Source organism: Flavobacterium ardleyense, assembly GCF_042686085.1.
Lineage (GTDB): Bacteria > Bacteroidota > Bacteroidia > Flavobacteriales > Flavobacteriaceae > Flavobacterium > Flavobacterium ardleyense.
This window is the reverse complement of record NZ_JBHUOL010000018.1, coordinates 359,607-375,686: the sequence shown is the minus strand read 5'-3', so window position 1 is coordinate 375,686 and position 16,080 is coordinate 359,607. Positions and strand designations below refer to the sequence as shown.

General features: G+C 31.9%; 13 protein-coding genes. All 13 read left to right on the top strand.

The genetic code is table 11. From position 1 onward, the window contains the following. The first annotated feature begins 47 nt into the window (after window positions 1–47). The 13 genes from ACFSX9_RS11690 (at window position 48) to ACFSX9_RS11630 (ending at window position 16,055) form a co-directional block, all read left to right on the top strand. Window positions 48–2,234, top strand: a complete 2,187-nt coding sequence (locus ACFSX9_RS11690; protein WP_379807859.1) for a glutamine synthetase III family protein — start codon at window positions 48–50, stop codon at window positions 2,232–2,234. A gap of 73 nt (window positions 2,235–2,307) precedes the next feature. Beyond that, window positions 2,308–3,096, top strand: coding sequence for an OmpA family protein (locus ACFSX9_RS11685; RefSeq protein WP_379807857.1), 789 nt, complete (start codon window positions 2,308–2,310; stop codon window positions 3,094–3,096). Between the two features lie 58 nt (window positions 3,097–3,154). Further along, on the top strand, window positions 3,155–3,976 hold the full coding sequence (locus ACFSX9_RS11680) for an OmpA family protein (protein WP_379807855.1): 822 nt from the start codon (window positions 3,155–3,157) through the stop codon (window positions 3,974–3,976). An 11-nt stretch (window positions 3,977–3,987) separates the two neighbouring features. Then, window positions 3,988–4,431, top strand: a complete 444-nt coding sequence (locus ACFSX9_RS11675) for a hypothetical protein (protein ID WP_379807853.1) — start codon at window positions 3,988–3,990, stop codon at window positions 4,429–4,431. Between the two features lie 75 nt (window positions 4,432–4,506). Further along, on the top strand, window positions 4,507–5,685 hold the full coding sequence (locus ACFSX9_RS11670; protein WP_379807851.1) for an AIR synthase related protein: 1,179 nt from the start codon (window positions 4,507–4,509) through the stop codon (window positions 5,683–5,685). Window positions 5,686–5,702: 17 nt separating this feature from the next. Beyond that, window positions 5,703–7,154: a T9SS type A sorting domain-containing protein gene (locus ACFSX9_RS11665; protein WP_379807849.1), complete on the top strand. Its 1,452-nt coding sequence runs from the start codon at window positions 5,703–5,705 to the stop codon at window positions 7,152–7,154. A gap of 138 nt (window positions 7,155–7,292) precedes the next feature. Then, entirely contained in the window at window positions 7,293–8,825 is a 1,533-nt protein-coding gene (gene guaA / locus ACFSX9_RS11660) for a glutamine-hydrolyzing GMP synthase (RefSeq protein ID WP_379807847.1), read from the top strand. 67 nt (window positions 8,826–8,892) lie between these two features. Continuing rightward, window positions 8,893–10,815 carry a lytic transglycosylase gene (locus ACFSX9_RS11655; RefSeq protein ID WP_379807845.1) on the top strand — a complete coding sequence of 641 codons (1,923 nt, stop codon included), beginning with the start codon at window positions 8,893–8,895 and terminating at the stop codon, window positions 10,813–10,815. A gap of 10 nt (window positions 10,816–10,825) precedes the next feature. Continuing rightward, the gene (locus tag ACFSX9_RS11650) at window positions 10,826–12,733 is read left to right on the top strand and encodes a PBP1 and LysM peptidoglycan-binding domain-containing protein (protein ID WP_379807842.1); all 1,908 of its coding nucleotides are present in this window, start codon (window positions 10,826–10,828) and stop codon (window positions 12,731–12,733) included. After that, on the top strand, window positions 12,733–13,137 hold the full coding sequence (locus tag ACFSX9_RS11645; RefSeq protein WP_379807840.1) for an OsmC family protein: 405 nt from the start codon (window positions 12,733–12,735) through the stop codon (window positions 13,135–13,137). The genes ACFSX9_RS11650 and ACFSX9_RS11645 overlap by 1 nt, the downstream gene beginning before the upstream one ends. Window positions 13,138–13,222: 85 nt before the next feature. After that, a complete protein-coding gene (locus tag ACFSX9_RS11640; protein ID WP_379807838.1) occupies window positions 13,223–13,633 on the top strand; it encodes a hypothetical protein in 411 nt (136 codons plus the stop codon). 414 nt (window positions 13,634–14,047) lie between these two features. Continuing rightward, entirely contained in the window at window positions 14,048–14,278 is a 231-nt protein-coding gene (locus ACFSX9_RS11635) for a DUF3820 family protein (protein WP_379807836.1), read from the top strand. Between the two features lie 163 nt (window positions 14,279–14,441). Beyond that, window positions 14,442–16,055: a CTP synthase gene (locus ACFSX9_RS11630; RefSeq protein ID WP_379807834.1), complete on the top strand. Its 1,614-nt coding sequence runs from the start codon at window positions 14,442–14,444 to the stop codon at window positions 16,053–16,055. The last annotated feature ends 25 nt before the right edge of the window (window positions 16,056–16,080 follow it).

Below are 16,080 nucleotides of genomic sequence, written 5' to 3'. Positions count from 1 at the left end.
TATATTTGCATAACTTTTCAGGGGTATAACTCAAAACACACAACTTTATGTCATCATTTCGATTTCAAGCAATAAAAACGGCATCCGACAGAAAACCGGTTCATGTAGAAGAATTAGACAGAAAATCAATCATTTTTGGTAGCAATGTTTTTGGAGACAAAGCAATGCGCCAATTTTTAACATCAGAAGCTTATAAAGCAGTTTTAGCAGCAGCAGACGGTGTAAAAATCGACAGAAAAATTGCAGAATATATTGCCTTAGGAATGAAAGAATGGGCTTTATCTAAAGGTGTAACACATTATACACACTGGTTTCAACCATTAACTGGAACAACAGCAGAAAAGCACGATGCATTTTTTGAAACTTTTCCTGACGGAAGCGATCCTGTTGAAAAATTTGGTGGAAGTCAATTGGCCCAACAAGAGCCAGACGCCTCATCTTTTCCAAATGGAGGAATTAGAAATACTTTTGAAGCTAGAGGTTATACCGCTTGGGATCCAACTTCGCCAGCCTTTATTTTTGGAACAACTTTATGTATTCCAACAGTTTTTGTTTCGTACACAGGTGAAGCATTAGATAATAAAACACCTTTGTTAAGAGCTTTATCTGCTATGGATGTAGCAGCAACAGATGTGGCGAAATATTTTGATAAAAATGTAAAACGTGTTACTGCAACTTTAGGTTGGGAACAAGAGTATTTCCTTGTAGATATTGCTTTGGCAAATTCGAGACCCGATTTAATGGCGACCGGAAGAACCTTATTAGGACATACCGCGTCAAAAGGACAGCAATTAGAAGATCATTATTTTGGATCAATTCCAACAAGAGTTTTAACCTATATCCGTGATTTAGAAAACGAATGTATGTTGTTAGGAATTCCTGTAAAAACAAGACATAACGAAGTGGCACCAAATCAATATGAATTGGCTCCTATTTTTGAAGAGAGTAATTTAGCGGTAGACCACAATTCACTTCTTATGGATGTGATGCAAAAAGTGGCTGAACGTCATTTTTTCAAAGTTTTGTTTCACGAAAAACCGTTCAAAGGAATTAATGGTTCAGGAAAACATAACAATTGGTCGCTAGCAACAGATACTGGAATTAATTTATTGACTCCGGGCAAAACACCAATGAGTAATCTGCAGTTTTTAACATTCTTTGTCAATACGATTAAGGCGGTTCATGATTATGAAGAATTAGTTAGAGCTTCAATTGCTTCGGCTAGTAATGACCATCGTTTAGGAGCTAATGAAGCACCACCAGCTATTATTTCAATTTTCATTGGAGAACAATTAACAAGAGTATTAGCGGAATTAGAAGGTGTTACTAAAGGTAAATTATCACCAGAAGAAAAGACAGATTTAAAATTAAACGTAGTAGGGAAATTACCAGACGTTTTATTAGACAATACAGATAGAAACAGAACTTCGCCGTTTGCATTTACTGGAAACAAATTTGAGTTCAGAGCCGTTGGTTCGTCAGCGAATTGTGCCGTTTCTATGACTACTTTAAATACAATTGTATCTAAACAATTAAAAGATTTCAAAAAGGAAGTGGATTCGTTAATTGAAACAAATGATTTCAAGAAAGATGAAGCTATTTTTAATGTTTTAAGAGAATATATCAAACAAACCAAATCTATTCTTTTTGAAGGAGATGGTTACAGTGAAGCTTGGGAACAAGAAGCTGCAAAACGCGGATTAAGTAATCATAAAACTACTCCAGCGGCTTTAAAAGCGAAAATTTCTGAGAAAGCTATTGCTGTTTTTGGTGAAATGGGCGTAATGAATCATGTTGAGGTAGAATCACGTTACGAAATTGAATTAGAAGATTATATCAAGAAAATCCAGATTGAAGGAAGAGTTTTAGGCGATATTGCACGTAATCACGTAATTCCAACAGCGATTCGTTACCAAAATATATTGATTGAAAACGTAAAAGGTTTAAAAGAGATTTTTGGTAAGGATTTTGAACAAATAGCCAAGCAACAAATTCTAATAATCAAAGAAATTTCTGGTCATATTGAAGGTATTAATACGAAAGTCGAAAAAATGATCGACGAACGTAAAAATGCAAATGCATTGACTAATACGGAAGAGATGGCAAATGCTTATTGTGATGAAGTAAAACCTTATTTTGATGAAATTCGCTACCATGCTGATAAATTAGAATTATTGGTTGATAATGAAATTTGGACCTTAACAAAATACAGAGAGATGTTATTTACTAAATAATAGTTCAAAAATAAATGCTAAAAACCTGCTTAATTAAGTAGGTTTTTTTTATTTTCGGCATAAATCTAATTGTATGAAAAAGTCAGTAGTGCTATTTCTTTTGATAAATCTTAGTGTTTTTGGGCAAACCAAATTCACGGTTTATTTTGATACCGCTTCTTACCAATTAGATAAAATTGAGTCAAATCGATTAGAGGAGTTTTTGAACAATGAAGAATTAAAAATCACGCAAATAGTTGGATTCTGTGATTTTCGAGCAAGTAATGCTTACAATTATAATTTGTCTAAAAACAGAGCGTTATTCGTCCGGAATTTTATTGGAGAAAACACAAATCAAACTTCGATTGAAATTATAGCAAAAGGTGAAGATTTTCAGCAAGACACCAATTTAGCTTTGAATCGAAAAGTAGAAATCCATTATGATGAATATTCAGTTAAAAAAGATTCTGGAGTGCTTGAAGACCATTTTGGTCAAGAAACTGATTTAGAAAGGCAAGTTTCATTGGCTAAAGTTGGAGATAAGTTAATTTTGAAAAACCTATATTTTTACAATCGTTCTGGAATTGTTGTTCGGGAATCCAAACCTATATTGGTAGAATTGGCAACTATTTTAGATCAAAATCCCAATCTGAAAATTGAAATTCAGGGACATATTTGTTGTCAAAAAGGAAAAGATGTGGAAGATACTGCGAAAGTTCGTGCTTTAGCAGTTTACAATTATCTAGTTTATAAAGGAATAGCTAAAAATCGATTGAGTTTTAAAAGTTTTGGAAGTTCAAAACCAATTCATAAGATTCCAGAAAGAAATGAAGACGAACGAAATGAAAACCGTAGGGTTGAAATTCAAATAATTGAAAATTAGCTTTGGCATAGTTTTATATGTATTAAAATTGTTGTTATTTCGTAAAAAAGAAAAAAAAATGAAGTTAGTCTTCTCCATATTATTTTTATCAGTAGGATGTTTGGTCTTCTCGCAAGAGCAAGTCACTTTTTATTTTGATAATAATAAGCATGAATTGAATAAAGTAGAATTGCCTAAACTAACAAAATGGATAGCTTCAAATAAATCATCAAAAATATTATCAATCACAGGAGCTACAGATGAGGTAGGAACTACAGGTTCTAATGATACTTTGTCGCAGAAGCGTGTAGATTATATTTACGATCAAATTAAAAATAAAGTTCAAATTCGTGCCGATTTTAAAGCTATTTCGCTGGGTGAAAAAGGCGCAACTTCAACCAATAAAGCGGAAAATAGAAAAGCTATTATTCACTTCTTACAAGAAAAGGATTTGGCAAAAGAGAATGCAATTTTAGGAATTAAAGAAGAAGTGGAAGAGCTAGTTGAAATTCCAGATAGTCTGCCTTTGATTGAAAAAGTGAAGTTGGCAAGAGTGGGAACAAAGATTGTTTTAAAAAACATTAATTTTTATCAAAATACCTTTGCTACTGTTCCAGAATCGCAAGGCGCTCTGTATGATTTGTTTTTTGTAATGCAAGAGAATCCAAATTTAAAAATTGAAATTCAAGGGCATATTTGCTGCATTAATAAAGATCACCGCAATTTATCGACCGATAGAGCGAAACAGATTAAACGTTTTTTAGTTTTCAAAGGAATTCAGCAACATCGTATTCAAACAAAAGGATTTGGCGTTTCGCAACCACTTTATCCTATTCCCGAAGCTTCAGAAGAGCAAGCGGCGGCAAACCGAAGAGTGGAGATTGAAATTTTAAGTAAATAAAGTAAACAAATATGAAAAAATATATAGGGTTTTTGGTTTTAGCGATCGCATTTTTAAATGTTAGTTGTGACAAATGTATGGAAGGCGACAAGGCAGAACCAGCTTCATTGTTTGTAGATTTACTTGATGAAACTACCTTAGAAAATGTGTTTGTGAATGAAACCTTTACGGCCCAACAAATTTCAATTAAAGATCTGGAGGATAAATTGATTCCTTTTGTTTTTGTTTCAAATATGAGTCTGATTCGAATTTTTCCAGATACTCAAAATCCTCTTGAAAATACATTTATTATCACTTTAAATAACGATATCACTGATGTTGTTAAAGAAATTACTATTACTTACGATGTTGAAGCAATTGGTCAGGAATGTTACACGACTTACAAAACGGAGAATGTACAAGTGCCAAATAATGCATCAGAAGTTATTGATGGAATTTATCGAATAAAAATTTAGTATTTCTAATTGTTAAATTTCTAAAATCTAATTTTTAAAACTATCTTTGCGACTCAACAACAACACACTAAATACATGAGTTCTGATACCAGCAAACGCTACAATTTAAGAGGAGTTTCTGCTTCTAAAGAAGATGTGCATCAAGCTATCAAAAATATTGATAAAGGCTTATTTCCACAAGCATTTTGTAAAATCATACCCGATTATTTAACGAATGACGACCAGTATTGCATCATTATGCATGCAGATGGAGCTGGGACAAAATCGTCTTTAGCTTATATGTATTGGAAAGAAACGGGAGATATTTCGGTTTGGAAGGGAATTGCTCAAGATGCATTAATCATGAATATTGATGATTTATTGTGCGTTGGTGCAACAGATAACATCTTACTTTCATCAACAATCGGAAGAAACAAAAATGTAATTCCAGGTGAAGTCTTATCAGCAATCATTAATGGTACCGAAGAATTAATTGCCGAATTGAAAAATCACGGAGTAACGATTCATTCTACTGGAGGAGAAACAGCTGATGTTGGCGATTTAGTGCGAACAATCATTGTAGATTCAACGGTTACGGCTCGTATGAAGCGCGAAGATGTAATTGATAATGCCAATATTAAAGCCGGTGATGTAATTGTAGGATTGGCTTCTTTCGGACAAGCGACTTACGAAAAAGAATACAATGGCGGCATGGGAAGCAATGGTTTAACATCTGCTCGTCATGATGTTTTTGGGAAGTATTTAGCCACTAAATATCCAGAAAGTTTTGATGCTTCTGTTCCTATGGATTTGGTTTATTCGGGTCAAGCCCAATTAACCGATGCTGTTGAAAATAGTCCAATTGACGCTGGTAAATTAGTGCTTTCTCCAACGAGAACTTACGCACCAGTAATCAAACAAATTTTATCGAAATATACCAAGAAAGACATTCACGGAATGGTTCATTGCAGTGGTGGTGCACAAACAAAAGTGCTTCATTTTGTAGAAAACGTTCACGTGATTAAAGATAATTTATTTCCAGTTCCACCTTTGTTTAAATTGATTCAAGAGCAATCACAAACAGATTGGAAGGAAATGTATCAAGTTTTCAATTGCGGTCATCGTATGGAAATTTACGTTCCGGCTGAAGTAGCTCAAGATATCATTGCAATTTCAAAATCGTTTAATATCGACGCACAAATTGTAGGAAGAGTCGAAGCTTCGGAAAGTAAAAAATTAACGATTACATCTGAATACGGTACATTCGAATATTAAAATTTTATAATAAAGATATGATTAAAACTACTACTACATTTATTTTTTTACTTTTTACAAGTTTATTTTTTGCTCAAAGTATAATACAGGATCCGACTTTTGGAACGGATGGCTGGACTGTTTTAAATGGAGATACTAATGGCTATTCAACTATTAATTCTAAAGTGCAAACTGACGGGAAGATTCTTGTTACAGGACATTTCAATCTACCAAATACTGATTTTGAATATTTTGTTGCTAGATTAAATACAGATGGAACTTTAGATAGTACTTTTGGAACTAATGGTTATTTTATTTCACCATTTTTACTTGATCCATTTAATACTGAAATTCATTTAATTAACGATAAAATATTTCTGTTTTCACCTGAAGAAAAACAAGTTCTTAAACTTAATAGCAATGGAACAATTGATACGTCTTTTGGAGTTGATGGTTTCTTATCTTATTTATTCCCAAATTCAGGTTCATATAGTTGGAATTCTGATTCATATTGTTTTAGCAATAATATTTATTATGAAGGATATTTACTTGATGATTCTCAAGTACTGTTAAAAAGAATTGATTTAGTAAATGGAATAGAATTGCCTGATTTAGCAATTTCTGGTATTTCGAATATTAATGGACTTTATGAAGGTGCAGCGGGTAATTTATTAATCAAATCATTAGATGAGGTAAATTATCAAATATTTTTCTCTTTACATTCAGTAGTGGACGGCACAATGGACACTACTTTTGGTACTAACGGTAAAATAGAATCTTACGTCTACGGTAATTTACTAGATTTTGAGGCTTCTTTCGATTATGTCGAGCGTGATAACAACAATAATATAATTCATGGAGAAATAAATGAAAATACGCTTGTAATTAGAGTTATGAAATATAGTCCAACAGGTCAATTAATAAATACTTTTGCTACAAATGGATTGTACCAATATCCAAATGCTTCTCTTTCAGATTTAAAAATTTTTAATAATAAAATTTATTTATGTGGAGCTAGTGCAGAAAATGGTCAGTTTAATTTTTTTATAAACAGATTAAATAATGATGGTTCCATAGATACTACTTTTAATGATGGTGAAGTCTACGTTCAAAATACAAATGCATATCAAGAAATAGCTAAAAGTTTAGTTGTTTTATCTGACACTGAATTTATTATTGGAGCAGAATATTTAAATGGATCAACAAGAAAAATCTTTGTTGGAAAATATTTAGTAGATGAAGATTTAAGTAGTGCTGATCAAATTATGAACGCTGAAAACGTTAAATTTGAAAATCCAGTTCAAGAAGATTTAAAAATTATTAGTGAACAAGAATTTTATAAGGTGGCTATTTATTCATTAAATGGAAGCTTAGTTAAGTCAGTGACAAACGAAAATTTAAATGTTTCAGATTTAGCATCAGGAAGTTACTTGCTAAATATCTATTATAATAATGGTAGTGTTTTGAAGGTGAAAATGTTGAAAAAATAACGATTACATCAGAATAGACAATAGTAAAATTTTTTCGAACACAGATTTTTAATATTATATAAATTTCGAAAATCTGTGTTGCACAAAAACTATAATTATAAAAAAACAACAACGACAATAACAACAATAACAATACAGATGCAACAAAACGTATTAATACTAGATTTCGGATCGCAATACACGCAATTAATTGCTCGCAGAGTAAGAGAATTAAACATTTTTTGCGAAATTTTCCCTTATGATAAAATCCCAACTGACTTATCATCTTATAAAGCCGTAATTTTAGGAGGAAGCCCATTTTCTGTTCGTGCTGAAAATGCTTTACATCCAGATTTATCTCAGATTAGAGGAAAAATGCCTTTGTTAGCAGTTTGTTATGGTGCACAATATTTAGCTCATTTTTCAGGTGGTGAAGTAGCGGCTTCAAATACAAGAGAATATGGAAGAGCAAATCTTTCTTACATCAAAGAAAATGAAGTGTTTTTAGAGGGAGTGGAATTAAACAGCCAAGTTTGGATGTCTCATTCAGATTCTATTAAGCATTTGCCAACTAATGGTGTTAAAATTGCAAGTACTAAAGATGTAGAAAACGCAGCCTATAAAATTGAAGGCGAAACTACTTATGCAATTCAATTTCACCCAGAAGTATATCATTCAACAGATGGAAAACAAATGTTGGAAAACTTCTTAGTGAAAATTGCTGAAGTACCTCAAACCTTTACTCCAAATGCTTTCGTAGAGGAAATTGTTGCCGAAATGAAAGAAAAAATCGGTAATGATAAAGTAGTTTTAGGACTTTCTGGAGGAGTAGATTCAACAGTAGCGGCGGTTTTATTAAACAAGGCAATTGGTGATAATTTATATTGTATTTTCGTAAATAATGGTTTACTTCGTAAGAACGAATTCCAAAGCGTATTAGATCAATACAAAGGAATGGGTTTAAACGTAAAAGGAGTAGATGCTTCGGAGCGATTTATGACTGCATTAGCAGGTTTAGATGAACCAGAATCAAAACGTAAAGCAATTGGTAAAGCATTTATTGAAGTTTTTGACGATGAAGCACACCAATTAACCGACGTGAAATGGTTAGGTCAAGGAACAATTTATCCAGACGTAATTGAGTCAGTTTCTGCAACTGGCGGACCTTCAGCAACAATTAAGTCACATCATAATGTAGGTGGTTTACCTGATTTTATGAAGTTACAAATTGTAGAACCTTTACGAATGTTGTTTAAAGATGAAGTGAGAAGAGTAGGTGCAACTTTAGGGATCGATCCAGAATTATTAGGTCGTCATCCATTCCCAGGACCAGGATTGGCGATTCGTATTTTAGGCGATATTACACCAGAAAAAGTAGCTATCTTGCAAGAAGTTGACGCAGTTTTTATCAACGGATTAAAAGAACATGGCTTATACGATAAAGTATGGCAAGCTGGAGCAATCTTGTTACCAGTAAATAGTGTAGGAGTAATGGGCGACGAGCGTACATACGAAAAAGTAGTTGCTTTAAGAGCAGTAGAATCTACAGATGGTATGACCGCGGATTGGGTACATTTACCATATGAGTTTTTAATGAAAATTTCTAACGAAATAATTAATAATGTTAGAGGTGTAAATAGAGTTGTGTATGACATTAGCTCAAAACCACCAGCAACAATTGAATGGGAATAAACCAAACAAATTTTAAATAATAGTTTATAAAAGCATTATTTTTATAGCACAAAAAACAGAAGAACCGATGAAATTTTCTTTTACAATATTAATTTTAGCATTTTTTTTTCAAACTGTATCTGCACAAGAATCCTTTGTAGAATACATTGTAAATAAGGGTGAAACGGTTCATCAAATCGCGAAGAAATTCAATATTTCTAAAAATGAAATTTATGAATTAAACCCAGATGCGGTAAATGGTTTAAAAGAAAATCAAGTGCTTTTTGTTTCCGTTATAAATTTAATTTCTCATGAGGTTAAGCCAAAAGAGACGTTATATGGAATTGCATTAAAATATAATGTTACGATTGAAGATATCAAACAGCTAAATCCAAATTTAGGGGACAATACTATAAAAGTTGGTAATGCAATTACAATTCCGAAGATAAATAAAAATTTTGTGGCATCATTGGCGACGAAAAACAAGTCTTCAAATAGTAATGAAAATGCTATTCACGAGGTTAAACCGAAGGAAACATTATTTAGTATTGCCAGATTGTATAATGTTTCAGTGTCTGATTTAGATGTTTTAAATACAGATTTATTAGAAAATGGTCTTCGCATTGGACAGCAAATTAAAATTCCTTACAAGAAAAAAACGTTAGATGGTAAGGCGAGAGTAATTAATGAAGAAACTATTTTTCATGTTGTTGCGCCACAAGAAACAAAGTTCGGAATTGCAAAGAAATATGGTATTACAATTGATCAATTAGAATTACAAAACCCAGAAATTCTCTCAGGATTAAATATTGGCACGAAGTTAGCAATAAACTTAAAACAGTTCCAACCTACAAACAGTAGAGAAGAATTAATGGTAGCTATTGCAGAAAAACAGATTGCATTAGAGAAGTCAAAGGTAATTAATATTGAAAATTCTAAATTAAAAGAGCAAAATAAAATTGGCTCAGCCGAATTAAATAAGAAAACGGTAGAAATTGAAGATTTGCAAGATCGAGTTGTGGTTCAAAAGCAAATGAACGAAAAAGTATTGAAAGTCAACTCCTTGAAAGTTGACTTGAATGAAATTGATAAACAACAAAGTGGTTCTGCTGAAAAATTAAAATTAGTTTTAGCAGCTAATAAAAATGTACAGGAAGTATTGCTTTACAAATTAGACTCGCTGGTTTATAATATGAAGTTAGATGTAGAAGAGCTAAAAACTAAAGAAATTGGTGATTTAGCAACCGCCAAGCAATTAGAGAAAAATTCTTATGCTAATTTAAAAGAGACCAACAGTTTATTACAAGAATTGAAGAAAGACTTGGCTAATAATAGGTCAAACTATGCTTTAATTATGAATAAAGTAAAGCAAATTAACTTAGAAGAAAATAAAGTTTATAAAAAGAAATCAAGAGAATTAGCCACTGGCAAATCAAATAGCACTATTTCTTCGGAAGACATCAGTGAAATGGAAAAAGATCAAAATTTGACGAATACTCAAAATGATGCTTTGATAAGTGAGATTGAAAAATTAGCGAGCGAAAAAGATTCTGTTATTAAAGAAAAGGTAAAAAGAGCTACGTTTTACAGTGAAGAATCGCGCCAGTATGATGATAAGATGGCCTTGCAAAAGTTGAAGAGACACAAGGAAAAAGTGGAGAATGATCCATCATTAATTACACCATCTGAAACTAGAGAGGCAAATAATTTTGCAGAAAGTATGAATTTGGTCTCTATTGAGGTTATTGAAAATTTAAAGGATGTACCTAATGGTTTTTATTTGGTTGTAGGAAAATTTACAGATGCGAAAGAAAGAGATGAAAAAGTAATGCAATTGATTAATAATGGTAAGACCGAAGCTTCATTTTTCTATAATTTCAATACATTAAGTTACTACGTTTATACTAAAATAGCCTCTAGTTCAGTTAGTGCATTACAGTTTTATAACATAAATCAAGATGATGCACTCTACAAAGATTTATTAATTGTAAGGTTGACATATAATAATTAAAAAAAAATAAATGAGGACTTTAATATTGTTTTTTGTTTTTTTCAGTTCTTGGGCTTTTGCCCAAAAAAATAATTTTATAGAGCATAAAGTAAAAGCAAAAGAAACAGTTTTTAGTATTGCAAAGAAGTATCAAGTTACTCCTTTTGATATCTATCGTTTGAATCCAGATTCTAGAGAAGGAGTACAGGAAAATACTGTATTATTAATTCCAAAGGCGGGTTCAAATGGATCAACTGCTACACACAAAGTTGCAGCAAAAGAAACGCTATTCGGTATTGCCAAAAAATACAAGGTTTCAGTTTCAGATCTTGAAAAGTGGAACAAAGATTCAATTAAAGACGGTCTTAAAATTGATCAAGAAATTTATATATCTAAACCTAACTCGGATAAGAAAGTAGTTACTGAAGAAGCAGATTTCCCTCCGGTTAAACCAATTGATGTTGTTAAAGTTGAAAAAGTAAAAACTAAAAGCGCTACTTTTTCACACTCCGTTTTAGCACAAGAAACTAAATATGGAATTGCCACGAAGTACGGAATTTCAGTTGAAGAGTTAGAAAAGTTAAATCCTCAAATTGTTGCGGGTTTAAAAATTGGCGAAGTCTTAACTATAAAGACCTCAAAGGAAAGTAAAACGGTAGTTGACAGTATTGAGAAATATGAAGTGCAACCAAAAGAAACATTATATAGTTTAACTAAGAAATTAAATATTTCTCAAGAAGAATTGATTGCTGCTAATCCAGAATTGAAAGACGGTTTGAGAGAAGGGATGGTTTTAGTGCTTCCTTCTACAAAATCACCAAACGATACTTTTTATAGTGCTAAATCAATAGTGAATCTATTAAATACAGTCGATAAAAAGAAGCAAAAAGAATTGGTTTTATTATTGCCTTTTAATGTTGATAAAATTACGTCTGATCCATCGAAAACACAAACAGAGCATTTAAGAACGAATAAGTTCTTAAACTTAACATTAGATTTTTATGCAGGAGCTTTGATGGCTATCGATTCAGCTAGAGTTTTAGGATTACCGGTAAATGTTAGAATTTATGACATTGAAAGTTCTAAAAACACTTCAAATGTCGCTTCTGTAATAGCTAAAAATGATTTTTCGAATGTAAGTGCGGTAATTGGTCCGTTCCAAAATTCACATGTTGAAAATACGGCACATTTACTTTCGAAATATGATATTCCTGTGATCTCACCACTTTCGAAAGAAAAAGGATTAGCATTGCCAAATTTATATTATGCAATTCCATCGGAAGATCGATTGAAAGCAAATCTATTTAATTATTGCAGCACTAATAATGGAAACGTAATCGCTATTATCAGCTCAAAAAAGACTTCCTCTAAAAACTATTTAAACGAGAATTATCCGGATGTTAAACAAGCTAGTTTTACTGATAAAGGGGAGTTAAATGTCGCAAGTTTAAAAACCCAATTAGTAAAAGGAAAGACGAATTATATTATTGTAGAAACGGAAGGCTCAGGAACTATTTTAAAAGTTACTAATAGTCTAAAAACTTTACAAAAAGAATTTGATATTCAAATGGTGGTTTATGAAGTGTATAGCGCACTTAATTTCGAAGGAATTCCTATGAAAAATTTAACCGATTTAAAGATGATGTATCCTTCTGCAGCTAAAGTTATCGAAACTCCTGAAGAATTAATATTTGCAAAAGAATATAAGAAAGTAAATAACGTTTTACCAAATGCGGTTGCTGTAAAAGGTTTTGATACTACTTTTGATACCATTTTACGTATTTGCCAAGAAGAAGGATTTGCGGAATCAGCTTTGAAATATAAAACAGAACAAGTAGAAAATAGCTTTGACTATTCAAACGAAGAAGGTTCAAACAATAATAATGGTTGTTATTTATTATTTTATGATAACGACTTAACGATTAAAAAAGTTCAATAATGGCTACATCAAAAGTGACTTACTTAGGCGATTTACGCACATCATCAATACATTTACAATCGGGTTCTGAAATTATTACAGACGCACCATTAGACAATAACGGAAAGGGCGAAGCTTTTTCTCCAACAGATACGGTTGCAAATGGTTTAGCAAGTTGTATGTTCACTGTAATGGGGATTAAAGCCAAAGATTTAGAAGTCGATTTTTCTGGTTCTACTGCTGAAGTAACTAAAATTATGGGAACTGAACCCCGAAGAATAACTGAGATTCATGTTGCATTTAATTTCAGTATTCATCCAGATGATAAAACAAAAACCATCTTAGAAAGAACGGCAATGACGTGTCCCGTTTTCTTCAGTTTACATCCCGAAATTAAGAAAGAAATTAGTTTCAACTGGAAGTAAATAATTGTTAATAACTTAATATTATTGTCATTTGTAGTTTAACTTTTTATTTTAAGTTTGTTAAAATTTAAAAATAATAAGAAAAATGGAAAATAATTCTTTCAAATCAACTGCTGGACAAGCAATGGGGACTACGGCATTAGTATTAGGTATTGTAGCTGTGATCGCTGCATTTATTCCTTGTTTCGGATTAATTGCAATAGTTTTTGGAGTTTTAGCAATTGTTTTTGGAGCAATAGGATTATCTCAAGCTAAAAAAGGAAATGCACCTCAAGCAATGCCAGTTGCAGGATTAATTTTAGGAATTGTTGCAACCTTATTTGTAATCATTTGGATGCTTATTGTTGCTGGTACTATCGGTACTGCTATTATGGCAAATAAAGATGAAATAGGTAAAGCTTTTGATTCTTTAAAAGTAGAAGTTGAAAGATCAGAAGACTCTATTGAAGTTGAAAATGACACCATCACTTGGAATGACTCTATTCAAGCTGAATAGTTAAAAATAAATTATAGTGAATAACCATTTGAGTTACGCTATTCTGTCATATAAAAGGATAAATATAATTTTCGCATTGATTATTATATTTATCTTTTTTTATTCTTTTTTGCTTCAATATCTTCCAGTAAGTATAGCTTCATCTTGTGAAGGATTGCCATTAGCTTATTGTAAAAGCAGAGGGTTATCAAGAGCTTTTTTAGAAATTTTAAGATTTAATTTCGAAGAAGCATTACATTACAATAGTTATAGTATAAAACTGTTTTTATTTTTCTTAGTGCAATTGTTTTCGCGAATTGGAATCAACTTCATGGTAACGATAACCAATTATAGAAAAATATTGCTTTCTGATATATTATTAAGTGTATTATATTTCATATTTTCATTTTACGAACTTGTTTTAACAACATAATTTTGGACCAACAAAAAGAACTTCTCATTAAATTAGCACATACAAAAATGCCTTTTGGCAAATATGAAGGTTATCATCTTATTGATCTTCCTGAATATTATGTGGTTTGGTACTCTAATAAAGGTTTCCCAAAAGGACAATTAGGCGAACAATTGAAATTAGTTTATGAACTTAAATTAAATGGATTAGAAGAATTAGTACGAAATATTCGTAGAAATTTCCCAAAAAAATAACTTTTTGCCTTGTTATTTATTCAAAATCAATAATTTATTAGAACGTGAAATTTCTGAACTCTAATTTCTGAATTCTAATATTATAACCTATCTTTGCACGATTTTAGTACAGACAAGTTACGTCTTGTCTCAACAATAATACAACACAACAAACAACAACACAATGAACCAAACTAAGTATATTTTTGTTACTGGTGGTGTGACTTCTTCCTTAGGAAAAGGGATTATCGCAGCTTCGTTAGCTAAATTATTGCAAGCCAGAGGATACAGAACAACCATTCAAAAGTTTGACCCATATATCAACGTAGATCCAGGAACTTTAAATCCTTATGAACACGGAGAATGTTATGTAACTGATGATGGCGCAGAAACGGATTTAGACTTAGGTCATTATGAGCGTTTTTTAAATGTTCCTACTTCACAAGCTAATAATGTAACAACAGGAAGAGTTTATCTTTCAGTTATAGAAAAAGAACGTAGAGGAGAATTCTTAGGAAAAACGGTTCAAGTTGTACCTCATATTACTAATGAAATCAAACAACGCATGCAGTTGTTAGGTCAAAGTGGTGAGTTTGATATTGTAATTACTGAAATTGGTGGAACAGTTGGTGATATTGAATCATTACCTTATATCGAATCAGTTCGTCAATTATTGTGGGAATTAGGAGAACAAAACGGAATTTGTATTCATTTAACATTAGTGCCGTATTTGGCTGCTGCCGGAGAATTGAAAACAAAACCAACGCAACATTCCGTAAAAACCTTAATGGAAAGCGGAATTAAAGCGGATATATTAGTATGTAGAACAGAGCACGAATTATCAGATGAAATTCGTCAGAAATTAGCTTTGTTTTCAAATGTAAAGAAAGAAGCAGTAATTCAATCTATTGATGCTTCAACAATTTACGACGTTCCAAATTTAATGTTGCAAGAAGGATTAGATAAAGTTGCTTTAAAAAAATTAGGTTTATCTGAAAAAAATACGCCCGATTTAAAGCAATGGAATGAGTTCTTGCACAAATTGAAGAACCCGAAACACGAAGTTAATATTGGTTTGGTTGGTAAATATGTAGAATTGCAAGATTCATACAAATCAATCATTGAGTCGTTCATTCATGCAGGAGCTACAAATGAAACTAAAGTAAATGTAATTTCAGTTCACTCTGAATTTATTGATGCAGATTCAGCGGCTGAGCAATTGAAAAATTTAGATGGTATTCTTGTTGCACCAGGTTTTGGAGGCAGAGGAATCGAAGGAAAAATTGATACAGTTCGCTATGCAAGAGAAAATAACATTCCTTTTTTAGGAATTTGTTTAGGAATGCAAATGGCAGTTATAGAATTTGCTCGTAATGTGTTAGGTTATGCGGATGCTAATTCAACAGAAATGAATGACGCAACAAAACATCCCGTTATTAATTTAATGGAAGGTCAAAAAGATGTTGAAAATAAAGGAGGAACTATGCGTTTAGGCGCATGGAAATGTACAATTAAAGAAAATACGTTGGCTCATAAAATCTATGGTAAAACAGAAATTATGGAACGTCACCGTCACCGTTACGAATTCAATGGTGCGTATTTAAACGAATTGGAAAAAGCAGGTTTAGTAGCTTCGGGAGTAAATCCAGATACTAAATTGGTGGAAATTATTGAAATTCCATCACATCCATTTTTCATAGGAGTGCAATACCATCCCGAATATAAAAGTACAGTAGCCAATCCACACCCATTGTTTGTGAGTTTTGTAGCGGCAGCTGTGCAACATAAGAATAAATAATTGTTCATTTAAACTGAACACTGAA

Bases quoted from the DNA above. Each gene is read 5' to 3' on its own strand.
- ACFSX9_RS11690 (WP_379807859.1), top strand. From the start codon at position 48: ATGTCATCATTTCGATTTCAAGCAATAAAAACGGCATCCGACAGAAAA.
- ACFSX9_RS11685 (WP_379807857.1), top strand. From the start codon at position 2,308: ATGAAAAAGTCAGTAGTGCTATTTCTTTTGATAAATCTTAGTGTTTTT.
- ACFSX9_RS11680 (WP_379807855.1), top strand. From the start codon at position 3,155: ATGAAGTTAGTCTTCTCCATATTATTTTTATCAGTAGGATGTTTGGTC.
- ACFSX9_RS11675 (WP_379807853.1), top strand. From the start codon at position 3,988: ATGAAAAAATATATAGGGTTTTTGGTTTTAGCGATCGCATTTTTAAAT.
- ACFSX9_RS11670 (WP_379807851.1), top strand. From the start codon at position 4,507: ATGAGTTCTGATACCAGCAAACGCTACAATTTAAGAGGAGTTTCTGCT.
- ACFSX9_RS11665 (WP_379807849.1), top strand. From the start codon at position 5,703: ATGATTAAAACTACTACTACATTTATTTTTTTACTTTTTACAAGTTTA.
- guaA (WP_379807847.1), top strand. From the start codon at position 7,293: ATGCAACAAAACGTATTAATACTAGATTTCGGATCGCAATACACGCAA.
- ACFSX9_RS11655 (WP_379807845.1), top strand. From the start codon at position 8,893: ATGAAATTTTCTTTTACAATATTAATTTTAGCATTTTTTTTTCAAACT.
- ACFSX9_RS11650 (WP_379807842.1), top strand. From the start codon at position 10,826: ATGAGGACTTTAATATTGTTTTTTGTTTTTTTCAGTTCTTGGGCTTTT.
- ACFSX9_RS11645 (WP_379807840.1), top strand. From the start codon at position 12,733: ATGGCTACATCAAAAGTGACTTACTTAGGCGATTTACGCACATCATCA.
- ACFSX9_RS11640 (WP_379807838.1), top strand. From the start codon at position 13,223: ATGGAAAATAATTCTTTCAAATCAACTGCTGGACAAGCAATGGGGACT.
- ACFSX9_RS11630 (WP_379807834.1), top strand. From the start codon at position 14,442: ATGAACCAAACTAAGTATATTTTTGTTACTGGTGGTGTGACTTCTTCC.